19 protein-coding genes are annotated in these 15,065 nt (G+C 69.6%); 12 read left to right on the forward strand and 7 right to left on the reverse strand.

What is annotated here, in order from left to right; genetic code table 11:
• The first annotated feature begins 8 nt into the window (after window positions 1-8).
• Window positions 9-1,004: a DUF389 domain-containing protein gene (locus tag DFR74_RS19150; protein ID WP_232331697.1), complete on the forward strand. Its 996-nt coding sequence runs from the start codon at window positions 9-11 to the stop codon at window positions 1,002-1,004.
• A gap of 41 nt (window positions 1,005-1,045) precedes the next feature.
• Here the strand turns inward: DFR74_RS19150 and DFR74_RS19155 are convergent, their stop codons facing one another.
• The 3 genes from DFR74_RS19155 to DFR74_RS36050 form a co-directional block, all read right to left on the reverse strand.
• The gene (locus DFR74_RS19155; protein ID WP_067507103.1) at window positions 1,046-1,459 is read right to left on the reverse strand and encodes a DUF7144 family membrane protein; all 414 of its coding nucleotides are present in this window, start codon (window positions 1,457-1,459) and stop codon (window positions 1,046-1,048) included.
• 198 nt (window positions 1,460-1,657) lie between these two features.
• On the reverse strand, window positions 1,658-1,780 hold the full coding sequence (locus DFR74_RS37660) for a hypothetical protein (RefSeq protein ID WP_267898910.1): 123 nt from the start codon (window positions 1,778-1,780) through the stop codon (window positions 1,658-1,660).
• A gap of 97 nt (window positions 1,781-1,877) precedes the next feature.
• Window positions 1,878-2,015, reverse strand: a complete 138-nt coding sequence (locus DFR74_RS36050) for a hypothetical protein (protein ID WP_157115816.1) — start codon at window positions 2,013-2,015, stop codon at window positions 1,878-1,880.
• 395 nt (window positions 2,016-2,410) lie between these two features.
• Between DFR74_RS36050 and DFR74_RS19160 the strand changes: the two genes are divergently transcribed.
• The 3 genes from DFR74_RS19160 (at window position 2,411) to DFR74_RS19170 (ending at window position 4,706) form a co-directional block, all read left to right on the forward strand.
• Entirely contained in the window at window positions 2,411-3,142 is a 732-nt protein-coding gene (locus tag DFR74_RS19160; protein WP_067507100.1) for a TetR/AcrR family transcriptional regulator, read from the forward strand.
• 126 nt (window positions 3,143-3,268) lie between these two features.
• On the forward strand, window positions 3,269-3,427 hold the full coding sequence (locus DFR74_RS36055; protein ID WP_157115815.1) for a hypothetical protein: 159 nt from the start codon (window positions 3,269-3,271) through the stop codon (window positions 3,425-3,427).
• A 55-nt stretch (window positions 3,428-3,482) separates the two neighbouring features.
• Entirely contained in the window at window positions 3,483-4,706 is a 1,224-nt protein-coding gene (locus DFR74_RS19170) for a fatty acid desaturase family protein (protein ID WP_067507093.1), read from the forward strand.
• Window positions 4,707-4,763: 57 nt separating this feature from the next.
• On the opposite strand, the gene DFR74_RS19175 is transcribed toward DFR74_RS19170, so the two are convergent.
• Entirely contained in the window at window positions 4,764-4,967 is a 204-nt protein-coding gene (locus DFR74_RS19175; RefSeq protein ID WP_084537471.1) for a cold-shock protein, read from the reverse strand.
• Window positions 4,968-5,296: 329 nt separating this feature from the next.
• On the opposite strand from DFR74_RS19175, the gene DFR74_RS19180 reads away from it, so the two are divergent.
• The 3 genes from DFR74_RS19180 to DFR74_RS19185 all read left to right on the forward strand — a co-directional run bounded on the left by DFR74_RS19180 (window position 5,297) and on the right by DFR74_RS19185 (window position 7,959).
• On the forward strand, window positions 5,297-5,971 hold the full coding sequence (locus tag DFR74_RS19180; RefSeq protein ID WP_067507086.1) for a universal stress protein: 675 nt from the start codon (window positions 5,297-5,299) through the stop codon (window positions 5,969-5,971).
• Between the two features lie 168 nt (window positions 5,972-6,139).
• Window positions 6,140-6,298, forward strand: a complete 159-nt coding sequence (locus tag DFR74_RS36060) for a hypothetical protein (RefSeq protein ID WP_157115814.1) — start codon at window positions 6,140-6,142, stop codon at window positions 6,296-6,298.
• Entirely contained in the window at window positions 6,259-7,959 is a 1,701-nt protein-coding gene (locus DFR74_RS19185) for a cation:proton antiporter (RefSeq protein ID WP_324192136.1), read from the forward strand. The genes DFR74_RS36060 and DFR74_RS19185 overlap by 40 nt, the downstream gene beginning before the upstream one ends.
• Before the next feature lie 138 nt (window positions 7,960-8,097).
• Here the strand turns inward: DFR74_RS19185 and DFR74_RS19190 are convergent, their stop codons facing one another.
• The gene (locus DFR74_RS19190; protein ID WP_067507083.1) at window positions 8,098-8,697 is read right to left on the reverse strand and encodes a TetR/AcrR family transcriptional regulator; all 600 of its coding nucleotides are present in this window, start codon (window positions 8,695-8,697) and stop codon (window positions 8,098-8,100) included.
• Between the two features lie 65 nt (window positions 8,698-8,762).
• On the opposite strand from DFR74_RS19190, the gene DFR74_RS19195 reads away from it, so the two are divergent.
• Window positions 8,763-10,109, forward strand: a complete 1,347-nt coding sequence (locus DFR74_RS19195; protein WP_067507080.1) for a YhgE/Pip domain-containing protein — start codon at window positions 8,763-8,765, stop codon at window positions 10,107-10,109.
• Between the two features lie 412 nt (window positions 10,110-10,521).
• Window positions 10,522-10,953: a 2-isopropylmalate synthase gene (locus DFR74_RS19200; protein WP_067507077.1), complete on the forward strand. Its 432-nt coding sequence runs from the start codon at window positions 10,522-10,524 to the stop codon at window positions 10,951-10,953.
• A gap of 59 nt (window positions 10,954-11,012) precedes the next feature.
• Here DFR74_RS19200 and trxA read toward each other — a convergent pair whose 3' ends face one another.
• Window positions 11,013-11,384, reverse strand: coding sequence for a thioredoxin (trxA, locus tag DFR74_RS19205; RefSeq protein ID WP_067507075.1), 372 nt, complete (start codon window positions 11,382-11,384; stop codon window positions 11,013-11,015).
• 49 nt (window positions 11,385-11,433) lie between these two features.
• Entirely contained in the window at window positions 11,434-11,955 is a 522-nt protein-coding gene (locus DFR74_RS19210; protein WP_067507193.1) for a 2'-5' RNA ligase family protein, read from the reverse strand.
• Between the two features lie 80 nt (window positions 11,956-12,035).
• Between DFR74_RS19210 and DFR74_RS19215 the strand changes: the two genes are divergently transcribed.
• The 3 genes from DFR74_RS19215 (at window position 12,036) to DFR74_RS19225 (ending at window position 15,057) form a co-directional block, all read left to right on the forward strand.
• Window positions 12,036-13,121, forward strand: coding sequence for an isocitrate/isopropylmalate dehydrogenase family protein (locus DFR74_RS19215; protein ID WP_067507071.1), 1,086 nt, complete (start codon window positions 12,036-12,038; stop codon window positions 13,119-13,121).
• Between the two features lie 231 nt (window positions 13,122-13,352).
• A complete protein-coding gene (locus DFR74_RS19220; RefSeq protein WP_067507067.1) occupies window positions 13,353-14,195 on the forward strand; it encodes an MlaE family ABC transporter permease in 843 nt (280 codons plus the stop codon).
• A 1-nt stretch (window position 14,196) separates the two neighbouring features.
• Window positions 14,197-15,057: an MlaE family ABC transporter permease gene (locus tag DFR74_RS19225; protein WP_067507064.1), complete on the forward strand. Its 861-nt coding sequence runs from the start codon at window positions 14,197-14,199 to the stop codon at window positions 15,055-15,057.
• Window positions 15,058-15,065 lie beyond the last annotated feature (8 nt).

A 15,065-nucleotide genomic window follows, 5' to 3' on the forward strand; every position in this document is an offset into this window, starting at 1 on the left:
TGAAGTCCGTGAGCAGCCGCACCGAGGGATGGCGCGCGACGCGGAATCTGATTCCGCCGGGTCAGCGCCGCACGCTGGACGAGCTGACCGATCGCCTCGACCTCGCCGCAGGCGACACCCGGGCCAAACGGTCGGCCTTCTGGATCATGCTGGTGCTGTCGGCGGTGATCGCGATCTCGGGGGTGATCGGGGACTCGACGGCGACCGTGATCGGCGCGATGATCGTCGCGCCGCTTTCGGTGCCGATCCTGGGCGTGGGGCTCGGCATCGCCACCGGCCGCGCGTCGCTGATCGGCCGGAGCATCCTGCTGGTGGTCGCGGGGGTCCTGCTCGTGGTCGCGTTGGGCGTCCTGATGGCGCAGTTCCTGCCGAATCCGGTGCACGTGCTGTCGAACGCGCAGGTCCTCGGCCGGACCTCGCCGAAACTGATGGACCTCACCGCGGCGATCGCCACCGGACTCGTCGCGGCGGTCGCGGCCACCCGCCGCGACGTCGGCGATGTGCTGCCCGGCGTCGCGATCGCGATCTCGCTGGTGCCGCCGCTGGGCGTGGTGGGGGTGTGCCTCGGCTCGGGGGCGCCCGCGCTGGCGGTCGGCGCGTTCGTGCTGTTCGCGTCGAACGCCGTCGCGATGATCATCACCACCACGGTGGTGCTGGTGGTCGCCGGCTATCCGGGCGAGGCGGGTGCGGGCACGGCGCGGCGTGGACGGGCGTACGCGGTGCTGGCGGCGGCGTTGGTGCTGGTCGCCGTGCCGATGGTGCTGAATTCGCTGTCGACGCTGTGGGCGAGCCAGATCGCCGACGCCGCCCGCGACTGGTTGCGCGAGGCGCCCGGCGCGGAGGTCGTCGACGTGACGCTGTCCGGTGACACGGCCACCGTGTCGATCCTCGGACCCGAACCGCTGCCCCCGCTCGCCGACCTGCAAGGCGCGGTCGACGATCTGGTGCCGTGGGACCCCACGGTCGTGATCGTGCACACCGTGGGGCGGCGGGTCGGCGGGTGAGCTCACCCGATCCGGGTGAGTCCGGGCCGCGCCGGGGGGGACTACATCTGATCCGGTCGCCAGGTGGACAGCGCCCAGATCACCACGACGTCGAGCACGATCACGGTGACCGACCACCACGGGTAGTAGGGCAGCCACAGGAAATTCCCGACGATCGAGAGCGCCGCGAGCACGATCGCGATCACCCGCGCCCACGCCCGGCCCACCAGCAGCCCGGCGGCCGTCAGGATGAACAGCCCGCCGAGCGCCACATGAATCCAGCCCCACGTGGTGACGTCGAACCGGTACAGGTACCGAGGCGCCGCCGTGAAGATCCGGTCGTCCGCGACCGCCGAGATCCCCTGGAACAGTGACAGCAATCCGGCCGCCAGCAGGAACGACGCCGCCATGACCGAGACGACGGCCGCGATGCCTCGCCCCACGGGCTGCTGCTGAGGTTGCGCCGCATACGCCATGATCAGCCTTTCACCGAGGAACGGGTAGACCTCGCAGCCTCCCAGCCCCGGACGGCCCCCACCTCATCCGGCGCGGATGAAATCGGGGATCGCGGCGGGTCAGGGCGTTCCTTCCTGGATCGAGCCGTAGCGGTCAGCTGTCCTGTATACATACCGGCTCCGGCCACCTGGGATCGCGGTTCGACGCGGCCCTTCGGTTCACTGTCGCGCCTGAGCCTGGGTCAGGAAGGCCGTGTTCAGTGACCGCGCGAAGAAGGCGGAGTCGGCGGTGATGCCCCGGCCCACGTTCTGGTTGTGCTGGATCCATTCGGCTTCGCGCACCAGCAAGGTCGTGAGTTCGTCGTCGAGACGGGGTGTAGTCGTAGTTCGCCCACATCCGGGCGAGTAGCGCGGGGCTCGTGCTCGGCGCTCGGGAGGACTACCGCGCGCCCTGCTTCGCCTCGTCCGTGCGCGGGCTCAAGAAGGTGGGGCGGTGGTGATCGCGCGCCGTCGCCGTGTAGGGCTCGGGCGGGGTGGGGACGTGGCTGAACAAGGTGGTCTCGTCGTGTTCGTTCACGGTGAGTCCTTTCGGTATGGCGATTCGTGTCGCCGACTAGGTGGCCGCTCAGGGCCGGTTCGGATGCGCGGGGCATTCGAGGTGCTCCGCGGTGTGGTGCGTGTCCGCGCGGGGCGCGGAGGTGGGTCATGGTTCCCGAGGTGGTCCCCGGGTCGGCGCTGCTACGGGATTCGGCAGTGCGCTAGTCGCCCGCACGGCGATGGCGTGCGCAGTGTGGCGGGCCGGGCCGTGATATCGCTGATCCGCGGTGGAAACGAGGCGTGTATCCCCACTCGCCCCGGTCCGCGTTCCCCGTGACCGCTCGCGTCCACGCGGCGCGGTCGACGGCTCCAGTAGACACTGCTCGGCGGCGTATGTCAACGTTGTAGATCTACAACAGGAGGTAGCGCGCACCCATGGGCCAGACCGAATCGCCGAGCACATCCGTGTCGTCCGCCCGCCGTGGCGACAAGCGCGCCGCCCGTCGCCCGGTCACCCGCGACGCCGTGCTGGCCACCGCGCTGCGCCTCATCGACCGCGACGGCGTCGACGGTCTGTCGATGCGCAGGCTGGCCGAGGCCGTGGACCGCGATCCGATGGTGATCTACCGGCACCTGCCCAACAAGGCGGCGGTGCTCGACGGCGTCGCCGAACTGGTGCTGGCGGATCTGACGGTCGACGTGGACGATCCGGACTGGGCGCACCAATTGCGCGTCGTGGCAAGGGAATTCCGGCGACTGGCGCTCGCGCACCCGAACGTGGTGCCGCTGCTGGTCACCCGGCCGCTCGGCACGCCGCTGGGATTGCGGCCGCCGTCGGTGACCCGGCCCCTCGAGGGGGTGCTCACCCTGCTCGTGCGCGCGGGCTTCGAGGACGCGGCGGCGTTGCACGTCTACCGCACCCTGTTCGCGTTCCTGTACGGACACATCCTCAACGAGTTGCAGGAGGTCGTGGAGAAGCCCGAGGAGACCGACGAGGTGCTGCGGCTCGGCCTGTACCGGCTGCCGCTGGCGGAGTTCCCGACGGTGCGCAAACTCGCACCCGTGCTCGCCGTGTACGACGGCGCGGCGGAGCTCGAACGCGGCCTCGACATCCTGCTGACCGGCCTGAACGCCACGATTCCGGTCCGGGGCGCCCGGCGCCGGTAGCGGCGTCAACGTGGTTCGTCTACGCTGTTGACATGAGGGCGGTCGTGGCAGGTGCCACGACCGACGCGCATGCCGCCCCGGCCGATGCTCACCGCCGATCGCGCGCTCGCAGGACAGGAGCATCCGATGGGTATCGCCTTCGTACGCAGGATCTTCCACTCGTTCGGTGCCCGGTTGCGCGCATTGTTCGCCGCACCCGACGAGGAAAGCCGTGCCCGCGCCGACCGCGCGGGCAGACCGCCGTTCGGCGGACGACGCACCGGGGCCGCCCCGCGCGGCCGTTGACGCCACCGCACCCGGCGCTGTCGCCCCCCGAACTCACAGATCCGAGGACACGCCCGTGGCGATCACCGATATCAAGACCTACGCCCATCTCGATGCGGCCGACGTCGAATCCCTGGGACGGGAACTCGACGCGATCGAGCGTGAGGTCCGCGAGAGCCTCGGCGCCGCCGACGCCTCGTACATCCGTCGCACCATCGCGTTCCAGCGCTTCCTCGACGTGGGCGCGCGGTTGATCATCGCGCGGAGCAGGACGCGCCGCGGCTGGCTGGCGGGTACGCTGGCGCTGGCCACAGCCAAGAGCATCGAGAACATGGAGATCGGCCACAACGTCTCCCACGGGCAGTGGGACTGGATGAACGATCCCGAAATCCATTCCAGCACGTGGGAATGGGACATGGCCGGCCTGTCTTCGCAATGGCGGTACTCGCACAACTACCGCCACCACGTCTTCACCAATATCGTGGGCATGGACGACGACATCGGCTTCGGCGTCATGCGGGTGACACGAGATCAGCCGTGGCAGCCCCGTTTTCTGCTGCAACCGTTCCAAAACCTGTTGCTCGCGGTGACTTTCGAGTGGGGCATCGCGCTGCACGGCCTGTACTCCGAACTCGACCGGACCACGTCGGCGTCCGAACGGCGCGCGCATACCAGGGCGATGGTCGCCAAGATGGCGCGCCAGGCCCGCAAGGACTACGGCGTGTTCCCGCTGTTGAGCGGCAGGCGGTGGCGGCGCACGCTGGCCGCCGACGCGTCCGCCAACGTGCTGCGCAACGTGTGGGCCTACCTGGTGATCTTCTGCGGGCACTTCCCGGACGGTGCGGAGAAATTCACCCCGGAAGTCCTCGGGGCGGAGACCAGGGGCGAGTGGTTCCTGCGCCAGATGCTGGGCACTGCCAATTTCGACGCCGGCCGCGTGCTCGGTTTCCTCAGCGGGCATCTCAGCCATCAGATCGAGCACCACCTGTTCCCCGATCTGCCGAGCAACCGCTATCCCGCCATCGCCGTGCGCGTGCGGGCACTCTGCGAGAAATTCGATCTGCCTTACACGACGGGCCCGCTGGCGCGGCAATACCTGCTCACCCTGCGCACCGTCCACAAATTGGCCGCGCCGGATCGCTACCTCACGGCCACTTCGGACGACGCACCGGAAACCGCCTCGGAGCGCAAGTTCGACGGTCGCGCCATCCCCGAATCGAACGGACAAGACAGGGCCGGCCGCCGGGGACTTCTGACCGCGTTGCGGGACATGCCCGGCAGGCACAACCGGAAACGGTGACCGAAACGAGAACGACCCCGCACCGAAGTGCGGGGTCGTTCACTCTGTCACGCCGTGTCAGAGGGCGCGGACATCCTGGGCCTGCGGGCCTTTCTGACCCTGGCCGACCTCGAACTCTACGCGCTGGCCCTCTTCGAGAGACTTGTATCCCGAGCCGCTGACGGCCGAGTAATGCACGAAGACGTCAGGGCCGCCTCCGTCTTGGGCGATGAAGCCGAAGCCCTTTTCGCCGTTGAACCACTTCACACTGCCTTGAGCCATGTTGTGTGCTACTTCTTTTCTTGTAGGTGAGCCGTGCGGATCTCTGTGATGAGCACGATCTCGCTGTCCACTATGCCATGGGTCGGTCGACTCGCGCGCATCGGGGCGGCGCGGGCCCCCACGCGCAGCGAGAGCGCGCCCGGCCCGGCCGTCCTTCAGGTCGGCCGCGAACGACGCCGATCTGCCCGCCGGTGGGCGGTGGTGTCGACTCGCCGCCGCGGGCGCGACGCCGGTGCGGTCGCGTTCGCGTCAGGTAGAGACCATTGGTCCCCTGGACCATGGCCCTTCGCACGTATCGGACACTGATGCGAAGAGAGGACCGTAGGGGCATGAACGCTTCTCTTGTCCTCAGCGTCGCAGCCGTCTGGATTCTCACGGGGTTGGTGACCGGATTATGGATGGTCCGCCGCGGGCACGATCCGATGTGGATTCCCTTCGCCGTATTGTTCGGGCCGCTGTTCGTGCCGATCGCGCTGGAACGAGTGGAGCGCCATCCCAGGTTGGCCACCTCCGGGCCCGGCGGAGGACCGGCGGCGCGGTCGCGAACGCCGGACGGGCCCCGGGTGCTGGTGGGGCTGAATGGGTCGGCGGAGTCGGAACGCGTGCTGGCCGCGGCGCTACGGTTGTTCGGGTCCCGGTGCGGCGTGCTGGTGCTGGCCGAGGTGGTCGGCTACGACGCGACCTCGGACGATTCGCAGTCGGCGGTCGATGCCGCCGCCAGGCGCCTGGCCGCCGCGGCGGCGGTGGCAGGCGGCGTGGGCGAAACCGTGCGATTCGAAGTGCTGGCCGGTCCCGCGGGTGAGGCGTTGCGGCGCTTCGCGGCGGAGCAGGACATGGATGTGCTCGTCGTCGGTCGGCGCCGGCCCGGGTTGTCGACGCGGCTACTGGGCAGCGTCTCCGCTGACGTGGTCCGCCACTCTCCGGTCCCCGTACTCGTCGTCGAGCCCGGGAACAATCCGGCCCCCGCTCGTCGGACGGCATCCGCGCAGGGGGCGTCGCGATGAACCCTGGCATGAGGGACGGCGCGCGCACGACCGCCCCGCGCCGCTGATGCGGCGGGATCGCGCACACCCACCCGGCGACCGAGCCAGTCGTTCCCACCGCTGATCGGCGGCCGCACTTGCCCGCTGCCCGGCACATGCCGGCCGCGACCGGCCGGTAGAGTGACGGTGATGGCGACCGCACCGCCTCGCCGAAAGCTCGCCGTGACCGATGTGTCCGACCTGGCGGGCCGCGCCGTGTGCGGGGTGGCGCCGGTCGAGGCGCAGCACGGCACCGATCCGGTGGCCTCGTGCGTACTGCCCGCCGTGCGGGCCGCGGGGCGGGGCTGATCGTGGAGCCGCACGCGTTCCAGCTGGTCGCGATCATCCTCGTCATCGCCGCAGCGGCCGGGATGGTGGCGGTCCGGCTGCGGCAGCCCATGATCGTCGCGTTCATCGGCGTCGGGATACTGGTCGGCCCGGTCGGCACCGGCTGGGTCGACGCCGACAGCACGATCGAGCTGCTGGCCCGGCTGGGCATCGCGATCCTGCTGTTCCTCGTCGGGCTGCGGCTGGACATGCACCTGATCCGCAGCACCGGGCCCGTCGCCCTGGCCACGGGTCTCGGGCAGATCGTGTTCACGTCCGTGTTCGGCTATCTCATAGCGATCGCGCTCGGCATGGACAGCGTCACCGCGCTCTACGTGGCGGTCGCCCTCACCTTCTCGTCGACGATCATCATCGTCAAACTGCTGTCCGACAAACGTGAACTCGACCAGCTCCACGGGCGAATCGCCGTCGGTTTTCTCATCGTCCAGGACATCGTCGTGGTCCTGGTGATGATCGCGCTCACGGCCTTCGGGCAGCCGGCCGGCGACAACCTGCCTTCGAGCATCGCCGCGACCCTGGGCAAGGGGCTCGGCCTCCTGGTCGGCACTGGCCTGCTCATGCGCTACGTCCTGCCTTGGCTGCTGCACCACATCGCGCGGTCTCAGGAATTGCTCGTCCTGTTCGGGGTCGCTTATGCCGTCGCGATCGCCGCACTCAGCGAATGGCTCGGCTTCAGTTCCGAGGTCGGTGCCTTCCTCGCCGGAGTTTCGCTCGCCCAGACCGCCTACCGCGACGCCCTCGGCGCCCGGCTGGTCAGCCTGCGCGACTTCCTGCTGCTGTTCTTCTTTCTCGATCTCGGTGCCAAGCTGGAGTTCAGCAACGCCACTCAGCAGATCACCGAAGCCGCGGTCTTCTCTCTGTTCGTGCTCGTCGGCAACCCGCTGATCGTCATCGCGATCATGAGCGCCATGCGCTACCCGGTTCGTGTCGGGTTCCTCGCCGGGCTCACCGTGGCCCAGATCTCCGAATTCTCCCTCATCCTGGCCGCGCTCGGGCTCGGGCTCGGGCACATCACCAACGCCACGGTCAGCCTGATCACCGTCGTCGGGCTGATCACCATCGGCGGCTCCACCTACCTGATCACGTACTCACATCAGATCTACCAGCGCATTCACCGCTGGCTCGGCGTGTTCGACCGCACCGGGACCCGAGCCGGGGAGCTTCCCGCCGAAGCGGGGGACTACGAGGTGATCCTCTATGGGCTGGGTCGATTCGGCAGCCATGTGGCCGCTCGCCTGGCCGAGACCGGCCACCGCGTCCTCGGGGTCGACTTCGATCCTCGGACGATCGCCACGGTCAAGCGCGACGGGGTCACCGCGGTGTTCGGCAGTGCGGACGATATCCACTTTCTGGAGCACCTGCCGCTGGCCCGCGCGCGGACGGTCATCAGTGCCATCCCCACGCTGGAGATCAACCTCACGTTGCTGCACAACCTTCGCCACCACCGGTACGACGGCCTCGTCGTGCTCACCGCGCACACCCGGCACGATATCGACCAGCTCCGCGCCGCCGGCGCCGACGTGATCCTCACCCCTTTCGCCACCGCGGCGACCTCGATCGCCGACGCACTGCACCGGTTCCTCGAGACGGGTGACCACTCCCACCTGGACGAGGGCCGGTGACCCTGGGGCCGTCCCATCGCCCGGTTCGACGTGGCTGGTCGGCATGTCGTACGTCACGGCGTGCGTCTACGCCGTGGTGCGCACCGGTGTCTCCCGTGCGGCTGGTGCCCGCGGCCCGGGCGATGGCCGGTGAACAGATCAGGGCCGCGGGCGTAATCCGTCCAGCATGTGCCGGGTGGTCTCGTCGAGCAGTTCGTCGGCGGTCTCGGCCGTCACCACCCCCGACCCGACGAACGTCGCCAGACCCTGCAACGCGGCCACCGCTGAGAGCGCGATGCGGCGCGGGTCGCCCGCGACCACCTCGCCGCGCGCCTGCGCCTCGGTGATCAGCGCGACCGGCGCGGCGAACGCGCGGTCGACGGCCTGCGTCATGGCCTCGGTGGCGGCGGGGCTGTGCCTGCGGGCGAACATGACGGCCAGTAGCGCGGCGTTCTCGGTGGCGAACCGCAGGTAGGCGCGCGCCATGGCGCGGACGCGTCCACCGATCGAATCCTCCGCCTCGATCGACTCGATGGCCGCGCCGAGGCGTTCGAATCCAGAGACGGCGAGGGCGTCCAGCAGCGCCTGCTTGTCCTTGAAATGCCGGGTCGGCGCGCCGTGGCTGACGCCGATGTCGCGGGCCAGCCCGCGCAGTGACAGACCGTCCACCCCCGACTCCCGCAGCGTCGCCTCGGCGCGCGACAACAACTCGGCGCGCAGGTCGCCGTGGTGGTAGGAGCGGGTCCGGGTGATCGTCATGGTGTAGGCAGGATAACAACATGTTGGCATTGACTACTTTGTAGGCACTGCCTACATTTGCCTGCATGAAGAGTCGGATCTTCACCGCCCCCCTCGCGGTGCTGCTGGTGTTCGCGGGACTGCTCGCCACGATGTACCTCGGCTACGCGGGCAACACCGAGAAGAACCTCCACGACTTCCCGATCGCCCTGGTCAACCAGGACGTCGGCGACGTCGGTCCCGACGGCGCGTCGCGCAATGTCGGCGCGCAGGTCGCCGACGCGCTGGTGGCCGGAATCCCTTCGGACAAGGTCGATCTGCGCGTGCTCGGCCTCGGCCCGGCCCGCGCGCAGCTGGGCAGCGGCGAGGTCTACGGCGCGATCGTCATCCCGTCCGATTTCACGAAACGGCTGTCCATCCTCGGCGCCTCGGCCGTGGTGCCCGGCGACGTGGAACGCCCGATCATCACCCTGTACACCAATCCGCGCGTGGGCCCGTTCACCACGGGCATCACCCAGCGCATCGCCGACCGCGCGCTCGACCAGGTCAACACCACCGTCGGCGCGACGCTGGGCGAGCAGGTCCGCGCCGCGCTGCCCGACCGGGCTGCGGCCGACATGCCCGGCGCCGCAAGGCTTGTGCTCGCCGATCCGGTCGAGGTCGTGACCAGTCCGTACCGCCCGATGCCCGACGCGGCCGGGGAAGGGCTCGTCGCGTTCTTCTACGCGCTGATCCTGCTGCTCGCCGGCTTCACCGGCGCGATGCTCATCCACACCCTCACCGACTCCGCCCTCGGCTTCACGCCCACCGAGTACGGCCCCTGGTTCGTGCACCCGCCGGCCACCGGCATGTCCCGTTTCCGGACGCTGCTCGTGAAGTGGGCGGTGGCGGCCGTCGGCGCGCCGATCCTCTCGGGCGTATTCGTCGGTGTGGCAACGGCATTGGACATCCCGCTCGGCAACGGCCCGCTGCTGTGGCTGTACGGCACGCTGGCGATCTTCGCGGTCGGCTGCACCGCGCTGTCGGTGCTCGCGGCGTTCGGCACGGCCGGTTTGATGGTGAACCTGATCGTGTTCGTCGTGCTGGGCCTGCCCTCCTCGGCGGGCACCATCCCGCTGGAGGCCACGCCGGAGTGGATCGCGAAGATGGCCGCGTTCGAGCCGATGCACCAGATCTACCTGGCGGTGCGCACCATCCTGTTCTTCGACGCCGACTGGTCGGCGGGTCTCGGGCAGGGGCTGGGCATGACGCTCGCGGGTCTGCTCATCGGCGTCGCGCTCGGCGTCACGGCCACCGTGGGGTACGACCGGTGGGGTTGGCATCGCGGCGCGGAGGCCCCGCGTCCCCCGAAATCCGACACGCCGGAGGATTCGGACACGCCGGACAATGCGCCGAATCGCCGGAATCGGGACGAACTGGTCGCGGCGACCTGATTTCGCCCCGCGGACACCGGCGCGCCACGCACTCGTCAGGGGTGCGTGGCGCGCCGGTCGCCGGAGAGGCGCCCGTCACGCCGCCGTTCGCGGATTTCGGCCGCGAGCTGCGGCGATGGTACTCGCGAGTAGACGAACGCGGCGCGAAATGAGGTTGCTATCGGGCCCCGGAGTGCCTATTCTCGATCGCGTGCCGAATCCCGCCTACCGCCACAGCGCAGCGCTCCGTGTCGCAGACCGCGACCGCGCCGCGCTTCTTCCGCTCACCGCGATGGTGGCGCAGGCGCGACTTCTCGTAGTAACCCGCCGTAGCGGGGTCTGATTCGGACCGGCCCCCTCGCTGCGGGCTGTTTTTCTGTGTTGCCGCTGGTCCCCTCCGCCGACACTCTCTTCGGGAAGACCTGACCTGACCATGACCACCCTGACCCTTGACACCCACACCTTCCTCGCCGCCGCGCCCAAGGGGCTGCGCGCGGAAGCCGCCGGCCTGAGCCCGGCGGAGTTCTACGACCGCTACTGCGGGCACGCCGGCCCGATCCGCCTCGGCGATTTCGCCCCCGGCGCCCGCAACGCCGAATACATCGCGACGCTCGAGTTCGCCGACCGCCTGCGCACCGTGGCCACCACGGGCAGCCCGGTGGCGGCGCTCACCTCGGCGCTCTACGACGAGGGCTATCCGGTCGAGATACTGCAATTCCACCAGCGCCGCACCGCCGAGGGCACCGCGACATTCGTCCGGTGCGAGATCAACGGCAAGCGCGGCTGGGGCGCGGCCCTGGCCGGCGACGGCGCCGAATCCACCGTCCGCGCAATGCTTTCCGGGATCAACCGGCTCGGCTCCTGACACGCCGCGGGCCGCGCACCCGGTGGGGTGCGCGGCCCGCGGCGTGTCACGGTGCGGCGTTACTCCGCGGCGGGCTGCTGCTCGGCGATCTGCTTGCGCACCTCGTCCATGTCCAGGCCCTTCACCTGGGTGACGAGGTCCTCGAGCGCGGCGGGCGGCAGCGCGCCCGGCTGCGCGAACACCAGCACGCCCTCGCGGAACGCCATGATGGTGGGGATCGAGCGGATGTTCGCGGCGGCCGCGAGGCCCTGCTCGGCCTCGGTGTCCACCTTGCCGTGCACCACGTCGGGATGCTTCTCCGAGGAGGCCTCGAACGTCGGCGCGAAACTGCGGCACGGACCGCACCACGACGCCCAGAAATCGACGAGTACCACGTCGTTTCCGGTGACGATCTCATCGAAATTCTGCTGGGTCAGGGTCTGGGTGGCCATGACGTCCTCTCGTGTCGTGTGTCGCCAGCTGTAACGCCCGGCGTGTCCCTTATCTTCCACGGGCCACCGGCCAGGCGCGCCGATGGTCGCCGTCCCACCGCCGGATACCCACGATCGTGGCGGTGAAATCGCGATCCGCGGCCACGGCGTGTATCGCGTCGCCGAGCAGGCGCGCGGGCACCCGCCGCGCCAGCGTGAGGTGCGGGGTCCACGCGTCGGGCCGCAGATTCCCCGGCACGCCCGGACACGGCGCGACGATGCCGGACACCCGCCGGTGCACCGCCAGCAGCTGTTCGCTGGGCACCACCGCCCGCACCAGGATCGGGTGGCGCGCCCCGAACACCAGCACCCCGCCGATCCGCACCGGGAACGGACGGAACTCCATCCGCTCCAGCTCGGTGTCGAGGCGCGGCCAGATCTGCTTCGCCACCGCGACCGTGATGTGCGGGCGATGGGTCTCGGACTTCGTCGCCGCCAGGCTGGTGACGCCCGCCTCGGCGAGCAGGTCCCATTGGCGCCGGATCTCCGCCTCGGCCGCGTCGTCCACCAGCAATTCGACCGACTGCACCATGATGCTCACAAGGTAGCGTTTCCGGCCCGCCCCGGTGGGCCGGTTCGGTGACGCCGAGGCACGGGCGGGAGGATGACGCGGTGAGCGGTGCGAAGGGTGTCAGGCGGCTGGGCCTGATCGAGGGTGACGGGATCGGTCCCGAAGTGGTGCGCGCGACCAGGGCGGTCGTGGACGAGGCGATCGCCGTGACGGGCGCGGCGCCGATCGACTGGGTGGAGCTGCCGATGGGCTTGCGCGCCATCGAGGAGTTCGGCGACCCGCTGCCCGAGCACACCCTCACCGCGCTGGAAGACCTCGACGCCTGGATCCTCGGCCCGCACGACAACGTCGCCTACCCGCTCGAACACCGCGGCGGCGTCGCGCCCGGCGGCGCCATTCGCAAACGGTACGGGCTGTTCGCGAACATCCGCCCGGCCCGCGCGTTCGAGGGCGTGCGGGCGATGTCGCCCGATATCGACCTGGTGATCGTGCGCGAGAACAGCGAAGGCTTCTACGCCGACCGCAATATGTTCGCCGGCTCCGGTGAGTTCCGTCCGACGCCCGACGTGGCGATGTCGGTCGGCGTCGTCACGCGGCAGGCCTGCGAGCGGATCGCGCACGCCGCTCTCCGTTTGGCGGCGACGCGGCGCAAGCGCTTGACCATCGTGCACAAAGCCAACGTGTTGCCGATGACGATGGGGTTGTTCCGCGACGTCTGCTACGAGGTCGCGCGCGGTTACCCCGAGGTCGCCGTCGACGACGAGCACGTCGATGCCGTCGCGGCGCATCTGGTGCGCGCGGCCGCCGACTACGACGTGCTGGTGACCGAGAACCTCTTCGGCGACATCCTCTCCGACCTGGCGGGCGAACTGAGCGGATCACTCGGCACCGCCGCCTCGCTGAACTGCTCCGACACCCGCGCGATGGCGCAGGCCGTGCACGGCGCGGCGCCCACCCTCGCCGGGCGCAACCGCGCGAACCCGGTGGCGCTGCAACTGTCCGCGGCGATGTTGTTGCGGTGGTTGGCGACTCGCGACGACGACGCCGCGCTGCGGGCGGCGGCCGATCGCATCGACCGCGCGGTGGCCGCGACGTTCGCGGCGGGCATCGCGACGGCCGATCTGGGCGGGCTCGCCACCACGGGCGAGTTCACCGAGCACGTCCGCGCGCGGGTCCACCGGCGGTAAAACGCACTCACTATCTGAGTCACTTTCTCGCGATCCGCACGGTCGCGTCTTTCTCGTGCCTTGATCGGACCTGTTCTCGTCGATTCGGGGTAGCGGTCACACCACTGCCTTGTTATTGTCTGAGTCACATTTCTACGGTCGCGTAGCTATTGAGTACTACGGAGCCGTAGCTCCTGGGATGTCCCGCCGCGGCGCGGGCGCCCGCGTGCTCCGACGGAGGGGACTGGTCCGGTGACTGTGCCGATCTACACCGATCGCGAACGCGTGCTGAACTTCGGGCGCGACTATTGGCGCGACCATCCCCGTCGCTCGGTACGGACCGCGGGCAGGCAGCTGATCATGACGGGGCGGGCGTCGGCGGAGGTCGTCACCTCGATCGCCCGCCGTCGATTTCCCTTGCGGGAGTTCGTTAAACAGTTCGCCTTCATGGCGAACGTGGCCGCCACGCCGACGTTGCTGGTGGCCGTGCCGATCGCCGTGGTGGTCTCCATCCAGGTCGGTTCGCTGGTGAGCCAGGTCGGCGCGACCACGTTCATCGGCGCGGTCAACGGGCTGGGCATCATCCGCCAGGGCGCGCCGCTGGTGACCTGTCTGATGATCGCGGGCGCGGTCGGGTCCGCGATCTGCGCGGATCTCGGGTCGCGCACCATCCGCGAGGAGATCGACGCCATGGTCGTGATGGGCGTCGACCCGATCCGCAGGCTGGTCGCCCCGCGCCTCGCCGCGGCGGTCCTGGTGAGCGCCTTGTTGTGCGCGATGGTGGTGTTCGTCGGCTTCGCGACCGGCTACGCGTTCAACGTCTACATGCAGTCTGGGACACCTGGCTCCTATATCAGTACCTTCGCGTCGTTCGCGGTCGCCGCCGACCTCGTGGTGGCGATCGTGAAGGCGATGATCTTCGGTGCGCTGGCCGCGATCATCGCCTGCGATACGGGCCTGCACACCCAGGGCGGGCCGGGCGGCGTCGCGAACGCGGTGAACTCGGCGGTGGTGAACTCCGCGATCGTGCTGTTCGCGGCGAACATCGTCCTCACCCAGCTCTACAACACCTTCTTCCCGAGCCGGGTGATCTGAGATGGCGAATTACGTTCCGCCCGTGGCCCGTCCGCTGCGGTGGCTGCGCCCCGTGGCCGGCGTCCCGTACGGCGCCGCGGTGCGACTCGGGCACCAGGGCCTGATGCTCTGGCAGACCGTGGCGGCGATCCCGTTCGTGCTGCGGCACTACCGCCGCGAGGTGCTGCGCCTGATCACCGATGTCACCTGGGGCAACGGGTCGCTGGTCGTCGGTGGCGGCACCGCCGGAGTGGTGCTCATCCTGTGCGGGTTCGGCGGCATCACCGTCGGGATGGAGTCGCACACGGCGCTCGATCTGCTGACCATGAGCCCGCTCACCGGCGCGGTCTCCGGTTTCGCGACCACCAGGGAACTCGCGCCGCTGCTCGCGACGCTGGCGTTCGCCGCGCAGGCCGGATGCCGGTTCACCGCCCAGATCGGTTCGATGCGCATCTCCGAGGAGATCGACGCGCTCGAGTCGATCGCGATCCGCCCGCTGCCGTACCTGATCACCACCCGCATGCTGGCCGCGCTGGTCGCGATCCTGCCGCTGTACAGCATCGGCCTGGCCGTGGCCTACCTGACGACGAAGGTGGCGGTGTATTTCCTCGGCGGCACCACGCTGGGCACCTACGACCACTACTTCCACCAGTTCCTGAACCCCGCCGACATCGCCTGGTCGGCGCTCAAGGTGGTGGTGTTCGTCCTGCTCACCACGTTCATCCAGTGCTATTACGGCTTCGTCGCCGCGGGCGGGCCCGAAGGGGTCGGCGTGGCGGCGGGGCGGGCCATCAAGGTGGCGATCATCGTCGTCGTCTTCGCGAATCTTCTTCTCACGCTGTCGATCTGGGGGATCGACCCCGGTATACGGATCTCCGGATAGGGAGTGAC

It is taken from the genome of Nocardia puris, from assembly GCF_003315035.1.
Lineage (GTDB): Bacteria > Actinomycetota > Actinomycetes > Mycobacteriales > Mycobacteriaceae > Nocardia > Nocardia puris.